Source organism: Streptomyces sp. NPDC088554 (assembly GCF_044752945.1).
GTDB lineage: Bacteria > Actinomycetota > Actinomycetes > Streptomycetales > Streptomycetaceae > Streptomyces.
Map to the genome: position 1 here is coordinate 40811 of NZ_JBIVMF010000012.1, position 6783 is coordinate 47593.

At 69.3% G+C, this 6783-nt stretch carries 3 protein-coding genes and 2 pseudogenes; 1 reads left to right on the forward strand and 4 read right to left on the reverse strand.

The features are described 5' to 3' along the window. Positions 1–11 precede the first annotated feature (11 nt). The 4 genes and pseudogenes from ACIP8W_RS15850 to ACIP8W_RS15865 all read right to left on the reverse strand — a co-directional run. Positions 12–1742: a PQQ-binding-like beta-propeller repeat protein gene (locus ACIP8W_RS15850; RefSeq protein ID WP_402203359.1), complete on the reverse strand. Its 1731-nt coding sequence runs from the start codon at positions 1740–1742 to the stop codon at positions 12–14. A gap of 95 nt (positions 1743–1837) precedes the next feature. Next, positions 1838–3718, reverse strand: coding sequence for a PQQ-binding-like beta-propeller repeat protein (locus tag ACIP8W_RS15855; RefSeq protein WP_402203361.1), 1881 nt, complete (start codon positions 3716–3718; stop codon positions 1838–1840). Between the two features lie 231 nt (positions 3719–3949). Continuing rightward, positions 3950–4186: pseudogene (locus ACIP8W_RS15860) on the reverse strand (ABC transporter C-terminal domain-containing protein); the annotation flags it as partial. Positions 4187–4248: 62 nt separating this feature from the next. Continuing rightward, a pseudogene (locus tag ACIP8W_RS15865) lies at positions 4249–5782 on the reverse strand (ABC-F family ATP-binding cassette domain-containing protein); the annotation flags it as partial. Positions 5783–6091: 309 nt separating this feature from the next. Here ACIP8W_RS15865 and ACIP8W_RS15870 point away from each other — a divergent pair. Continuing rightward, positions 6092–6643 carry a hypothetical protein gene (locus ACIP8W_RS15870; protein ID WP_401957625.1) on the forward strand — a complete coding sequence of 184 codons (552 nt, stop codon included), beginning with the start codon at positions 6092–6094 and terminating at the stop codon, positions 6641–6643. The last annotated feature ends 140 nt before the right edge of the window (positions 6644–6783 follow it).

Here is a 6783-nt window from a genome sequence, read left to right on the forward strand (position 1 = left end):
TTTCGCCGCTGCTACTTCGTGGTGAAGGCGATGACCAGATAGCGCTGCGTCTGGTACGGGCTGGGTTTGCTCAGCGCGGGCGGCGCGACGTACATCCGGCCGTCCTCGTAGAGGAGTTCCGCGGTGTCCCAGGCGTAGCCGCTCTCGGCGTCGCGTACGGCCTTGTCGCTCGGGTTCTCCATCAGGACCGTCTCCTTGAAGGTGGAGCCGTTGAGCGAGACGATCCGACCGCCCTTGTCGTACGGGGCGATCTTGTACGCGATGATGTCGGTGCCGTCCATGCGCAGCGGGAACATCTGGTAGCGCTCGCCCGCCTCCGCCCGGTCCGTGGTGCTCTTGCCCGTGGCCAGGTCGAACGAGACGATCTCGTTGGTCCGCCCGTACTCCGCCTCGCCCTCGTGCTCCCCGGTCGGCAGATAGATCCGGCCGTTGCCCACGACGATGTGCGTGCACTTCTCGACGTCGGTCGAGCCGCACCGGGCCGCGAACTTGCCGGCGGCGGAGATCTTCGCGAGCAACTTGCCGGTCTTGGCGTCGATCGAGAAGAAGTCCGAGATACCACTGCCGTCGCCCGCCGTGTCACCGACATCGGCGGCGACGACGAGCGGCTGGGTGGAGACGATGTGCGGGTAGTCGACACCGGACGGCATCGTGTACGCGGAGATCGGGGTGCCCGTGGCCGGGTTCAGCGTCTGGACGGTCAGCTGCGGGTCGTCGGCCGTGCCGCACTTGCGGACCGCGACGAGGGCGGCGCCGCCGCCGTACCCGGTGTCGTAGCAGCCGTCCGAGCTGACCTCGGGCTTCCAGCGGACGGCCCCGGTGTTGACGTCGAAGGCCGCGCCACCGTCGTAGCCCGCGCCCGCGACCGTCGTACCGCTGAGGGTGATCTCGCTGAACGCGACATCCCTGTCACCCACGTTGGAGCCCTTGACCGACTTGTCCCAGAGCACCTTGCCCGACTCCAGGTCGATCGCGGCGATCTTGCTGCACCTCGGGTACGGATTGTCGGCGGTGCGCTTGGACACCTCGTAGGAGATGGCGGTCTTGTAGTCCTCGGTCATGTGGCGGGAGTACGCGCACACCTGGCCGTCGAGCGGGATGCTCCAGAGCTGGGTGCCCTTGTCCCGGTCGTACCCGACGACCTCGCTGATACCGGTCTTCACATAGGTGGTGTCGGTGACCCAGGAACCATAGACACCGGTGATGTCGTCGACCTTGGGCAGCGGCACCTGGAAGGCGACCTTGGACCTGGTGTTGGCGGGGGCCTTCTCCTTGCCGCCGCCGGAAATACCGTTGCCGCCGCTGTCCTTGGCACCGTCGGTGGAGCCGGACGAGCTGTTCTTGGCCTCGTTCTTCTTGCCGTCGCTCCCACCGGAGTTGGCGAAGTAGAGACCCGTGCCGATGATCAGGACGACGGCGACGGCCGCCGCGATGATGATCTGGAGCTGGGTGTTCGACTTCTTGGGCGCCTGCGGGGGCTGCGGAGCCTGCGGGTACTGCTGCGGCGGGTACGGGTACGACTGTTGCTGGTACTGCTGTTGCGGGTAGGGCTGTTGCGGGTACGGAGGCTGCGCGGGGTACCCGTACCCCTGCGGGGGCGTCTGCGGGTAGCCGTACGAAGGGGTCTGCGGCGGCGGGGTCGGCGCGCCGAAACCACCGGGCGGGGGGTCCTGCGGAGGGCCGAAACCGCCGGACGGGGGCTGATTGGGCGGCTGGGACGGGGGTGGGGGCGGCTGTGACATGCGTGCGTACCTCGGAAAGGAAGTCGGGGGAGAGGGAGGAAGACGGAAGCGGGAAAGAGACGGGGAAGAGGGGTCGGGCCGGGGTCAAGGTCGGGTCACTTGCCGAAGGCCATCATCGTCTTCGTCTTCAGTTCCTCTTCGTCCTTGCTCGCGCTGATCCGGCCGCCGATCAGATAGAAACGGCCGTCCTCGTACGCGTACTTCGTCTGGTAGAACGACCGCTCGATGGCGCTCGTGGACGCCGGGTTCTTGAGCAGTACGGTCGGGGCGCCGCCCGCCGGGGCGATGGTCACGACCTGGCCGCCTTGGTCGTACGTGGGCTCCACATAGGCGAGGACGTTCCCGCCCTCCATCCCCAGCGGGGTCATCGTGCGGCCCTCGGGCGCCTTGGCACGCCACTTGGCGGCGCCGGTGGCGAGGTTGTAGGCGATGACCTCGTTGGCGCTGCCGCTGTCGGTGGAGGTCGCCATGTAGAAGGTGGTGGCGTCCGCGGCGACGCCGACGCAGCCGCGCAGGTCGTTGCCGAGGACGAAGGAACCGCCGCAGCTCACCGAGAACTTGTCGGCGCCGCCCTTGAGGACCGAGCGCTGGGTGCCGTTCGCGTTGAGCGCGACGACGCTCCAGCTCTTCTTCTCGCCGTTCTTGACGGAGACGACCAGCAGGGCGGTCGAGTAGACCTTGTCGACCTCCCAGTCCTTCTGGAGCTGGAAGGTCCACTTGGCCTTGCCGGTGGCCGGATCCAGCTCCTGTACGGCGTCGCTTGTCGTACCGGTACGACAGCTCGCGGCCGCGATCAGCCGGGTGCCGCCCGCGAAGGAGTACGGCTGGCAGTCGCTCGACGAGTCGGCGAAGACATCCTTGCCGTCGCTGACGCGGTAGGCGTTGGCGTGGCTGGTACGGCCGACCGCGAGGGTGTTGCCGGTGATCGCCAGGGAGAGGTCGCCGAAGAAGTCGAAGCTGCCCTGCTTCTCGATCGTCTTCTTCCAGCCGCCCTTGCCGTTGGTCAGATCGACCTGCTGGAGCTGGGTGCACCGGCTCTTGTCGGTGTTGCCGTCGTTGACCGCGAAGACGATCTTTCCGTCGGCCGTGGCGGTCTCGGGGGCGCCGCAGATCGGGGCGTCGACCGGGAACGTCCACTTCTTCTTGCCGTCGGTCGCCGAGTATCCGACGACTTCCTTGTACATGGCCTTGATGATCGTGTCACCGACGAACCACGGACCGTAGACGTCCGAGCCGTTGCGCGGCAGGTCGACATCGTTGGTCGTCATGAAGTCGATCCTGGACTCGCCGTCCTTGCGTCCGGCGTTCAGGTCGTCGTCGGCCTGCCGGCCGGTGCCGCTCCCGTCGCCCTGGTCGACGCCGGGCGAGCCGCTCGGCTCCGGCTGGTCGCTCTTGGCGACGACGGGCTTCTTGTCGCCGTCACCGCTGTCGGTACCGCCGAAAACGAGCCATGCGCCGGTACCGACGACCAGCAACCCCGCGACGGCCGCCGCGATCATCATGGCGGGCTTGCCCTTGAAGGGCCCCTTGCCGCCGGGCGCCACAATGGGCGCGCCGGGGAACTGCGGGGCGCCGGACTGCGGATAGCCGTACGGACCGGGCTGCTGGCTGTAGGGACCGGGCTGCGGACCGTACGGGCCGGGCTGACCGTACGGGCCGGGCTGCTGTCCGTACGGGCCGGGCTGCTGCGGACCGTACGGGCCGGGCTGCTGCGGGTAGCCGTACCCGGGCTGACCGCCGGGCGGAGTCTGCGGATACCCGTACCCGGGCTGGACCTGCGGCGGCTGCCCCTGAGCCAGTGGCGGCCGGCCGGGGGGCTGCGGCGGTTGCGCCGGCATCTGCGGCGGGAAGCCCGGCTGTTGCGGGAGCCCCTGCGCTCCCTGCGCTCCCTGGGCCCCCTGCGCTCCCTGGTCTCCCGGATCCTGCGGAGCGCCGAAGCCTCCCTGCGTCGGTTGCCGGCCGGGTGGCTGGGTCATCAGCGCTTTCCCCCTGTTGAGTACGGTCCGCCACCCGGTCGGACTCCCCCGTGTTCCCGGTGGATGACCGACCGGAATGAAGCGATTCGGGTGTGGTTTCCGCATCGTCACATCAGTCGAGCGGGGCTTCTTTGTATCACTCGGACCGTTGTACGGTACGGGCCGGTCACCCCTTGTTCCCAAGGGAGGACCGGCCCGTGATGCGGTTGTTACGCGCTCTGCGCGCCGCCTTTACACGTCCTCCGCCAGCTCCAGCCAGCGCATTTCCAACTCCTCGCGGTCCTGCCTGAGTTCACGCAACTCCGCGTCCAGTTCGGCCACTTTCTCGAAGTCTGTGGCGCTTTCGGCGATCTGTGTGTGCAGGGTCTTCTCGCGGTCGTCCATCTTGCTGATCTGACGCTCGATCTTCTGGAGTTCCTTCTTGGCCGCGCGCCCGTCCTTGGCCGAGACCGCGCCGGCCGGAGCCGCGTCACCGGAGCCGGAACCGGAGCCCGGGGAGGAGGCGGTCGCCGTACCCGTACCGGACAGCACCATCCCGCGACGGCGCTCCAGATACTCGTCGATCCCGCGCGGCAGCATCCGCAGCGACTTGTCACCGAGCAGCGCCATCACCTTGTCGGTGGTCCGCTCGATGAAGAACCGGTCGTGGGAGATGACGACCATCGATCCCGGCCAGCCGTCGAGGAGGTCCTCCAGCTGGTTGAGCGTCTCGATGTCGAGGTCGTTGGTGGGCTCGTCGAGGAAGAGGACGTTGGGCTCGTCCATCAGCAGCCGCAGCAGCTGGAGCCTGCGACGCTCACCACCGGACAGGTCGCCGACCGGCGTCCACTGCTTGTCCTTGCTGAAGCCGAACTGCTCGCACAGCTGGCCCGCCGTCATCTCGCGGCCCTTGCCCAGGTCCACCCGGTCCCGTACCTGCTGGACCGCTTCGAGGACCCGCAGCGTCGGCTTCAGCTCGGTGACCTCCTGCGAGAGGTACGCCAGCTTGACGGTCCGGCCGACGACGACCTTGCCCGCCTCCGGCTGGATGTCCCCCCGGCTGGTGGCGGCCTCGGCCAGCGCGCGCAGCAGCGAGGTCTTACCCGCGCCGTTCACCCCGACCAGACCGATGCGGTCACCGGGGCCGAGCTGCCAGGTCAGGTGCGTGAGCAGCACCTTGGGGCCCGCCTGGACCGTCACGTCCTCCAGGTCGAAGACGGTCTTGCCCAGCCTGGCGTTGGCGAACTTCATCAGCTCGGAGGTGTCGCGCGGCGGCGGTACGTCCGCGATCAGCTCGTTGGCCGCCTCGATCCGGAAGCGCGGCTTCGACGTACGGGCGGGGGCGCCGCGCCGCAGCCAGGCCAGCTCCTTGCGGACCAGGTTCTTCCGCTTGACCTCCTCGGTCGCGGCGATGCGCTGGCGCTCGGCTCGGGCGAAGACGTAGTCGGAGTAGCCGCCCTCGTACTCGTGCACCGTCCCGCCCTGGACGTCCCACATCCGCGTACAGACCTGGTCCAGGAACCACCGGTCGTGCGTCACGCAGACGAGCGCGGACCGCCGGGCCCGCAGGTGCTCCGCGAGCCAGGCGATGCCCTCGACGTCGAGGTGGTTGGTCGGCTCGTCGAGCACGATCAGATCCGGCTCGCCGATCAGCAGCTTCGCCAGCGCGATCCGCCGCCGCTCGCCACCCGACAGCGGCGCGATCACGGTGTCGAGCCCCTGCGGGAACCCCGGCATGTCCAGCCCGCCGAACAGGCCGGTCAGCACATCGCGGATCTTCGCGTTCCCGGCCCACTCGTGGTCGGCGAGATCACCGATCACCTCGTGCCGTACGGTCGCGGCGGGGTCCAGCGAATCGTGCTGCGTCAGCACCCCGAGCCGCAGTCCACCGCTGTGGGTGACCCGGCCCGTATCGGCCTCCTCCAGCTTCGCCAGCATCCGGATGAGGGTCGTCTTGCCGTCGCCGTTCCGCCCGACGACACCGATCCGGTCCCCTTCGGAGACACCGAGAGAGACACCATCGAGCAGCGCACGAGTGCCGTACACCTTGGTGACTGCCTCGACATTGACCAGGTTGACGGCCATTTTTCTCCTGTTACGGGGGGACGCGATCGGCTTCCCAGGGTAGTCGCCCCGGCGACGACGACTGGGCCATCGGTGGGACGGGTACGCCACACCGCACCGGATCACGCCGGATCGCGCCCGACCGCGCCGGATCTGTCCGGCGCGGTCCGTACCACCGCGTACCACGGGGGACTGGTTACCACCGGGTTGGGATCCGGCCATGATCGGCCCGGGGCAGGACTACTACCCTGCGGAATTGCGTACCGGCCGTCGCAGCACACCTCACGACGGCCCGCGCCTCCCCCCTCTCTTCGCACGAAACGGATCCCCGTGAAGAACATCCTCCGCAAGGTCATGACGCCGGCCGCGGCCCTCACCGGCGCCCTCGCGCTCACCCTGGGCCTGTCCTCCCCCGCCTCCGCCGCCTCCGCGTACCGGCAGGTCGTCGTCAACGGCGACACGTTCAACCTCGTCGTCGCCGCTCCGAGCCACCTGTCCAAGGACGGCTCGGACGTACGCGTCTTCGGCACCGGCTTCAACCGCGCCCAGGGCATCTTCATCGCCCTGTGCGTCATCCCGGACTCGGTCGACCCCCGCGACCCCGCCACCTACACCGAGCGTCCCACCCCCTGCGTCGGCAACGGCCCCGGCGACACCAGCGGCGCCGCCCACCGCGTCACCGACACCGCCACGGGCACCCCCGGGATCACCTCCCGCTACGGCCCGAACGGCAGCTTCCGCGCCCTGCTGAAGCTCACCCCGAAGCTCGCCGACGGCTCGGTGTGCAGCGTCGACGTCCGCTGCGCCCTGGTCACCCGCGCCGACTTCACCGCCACCAACGACCGCAGCTACGACACGTACATCCCCGTCACCTTCAGCTGACACCACCGGAGTGGGGGCGGCCCCCCGCCCGGCCCCCCCCCCCGCCCCGCCCCCCCGCGCCCCGGGGGGGGCATGCCCCCGCGGGGCCGGGGGAGCGAGGGCGCACCCAAAACCCCCAACCGGGGAGCCGGGCCGCGCGG

Excerpts from the sequence above, each read along its gene's own strand:
- ACIP8W_RS15850 (WP_402203359.1), bottom strand. The coding sequence starts at position 1,742 with ATGTCACAGCCGCCCCCACCCCCGTCCCAGCCGCCCAATCAGCCCCCG.
- ACIP8W_RS15855 (WP_402203361.1), bottom strand. The coding sequence starts at position 3,718 with ATGACCCAGCCACCCGGCCGGCAACCGACGCAGGGAGGCTTCGGCGCT.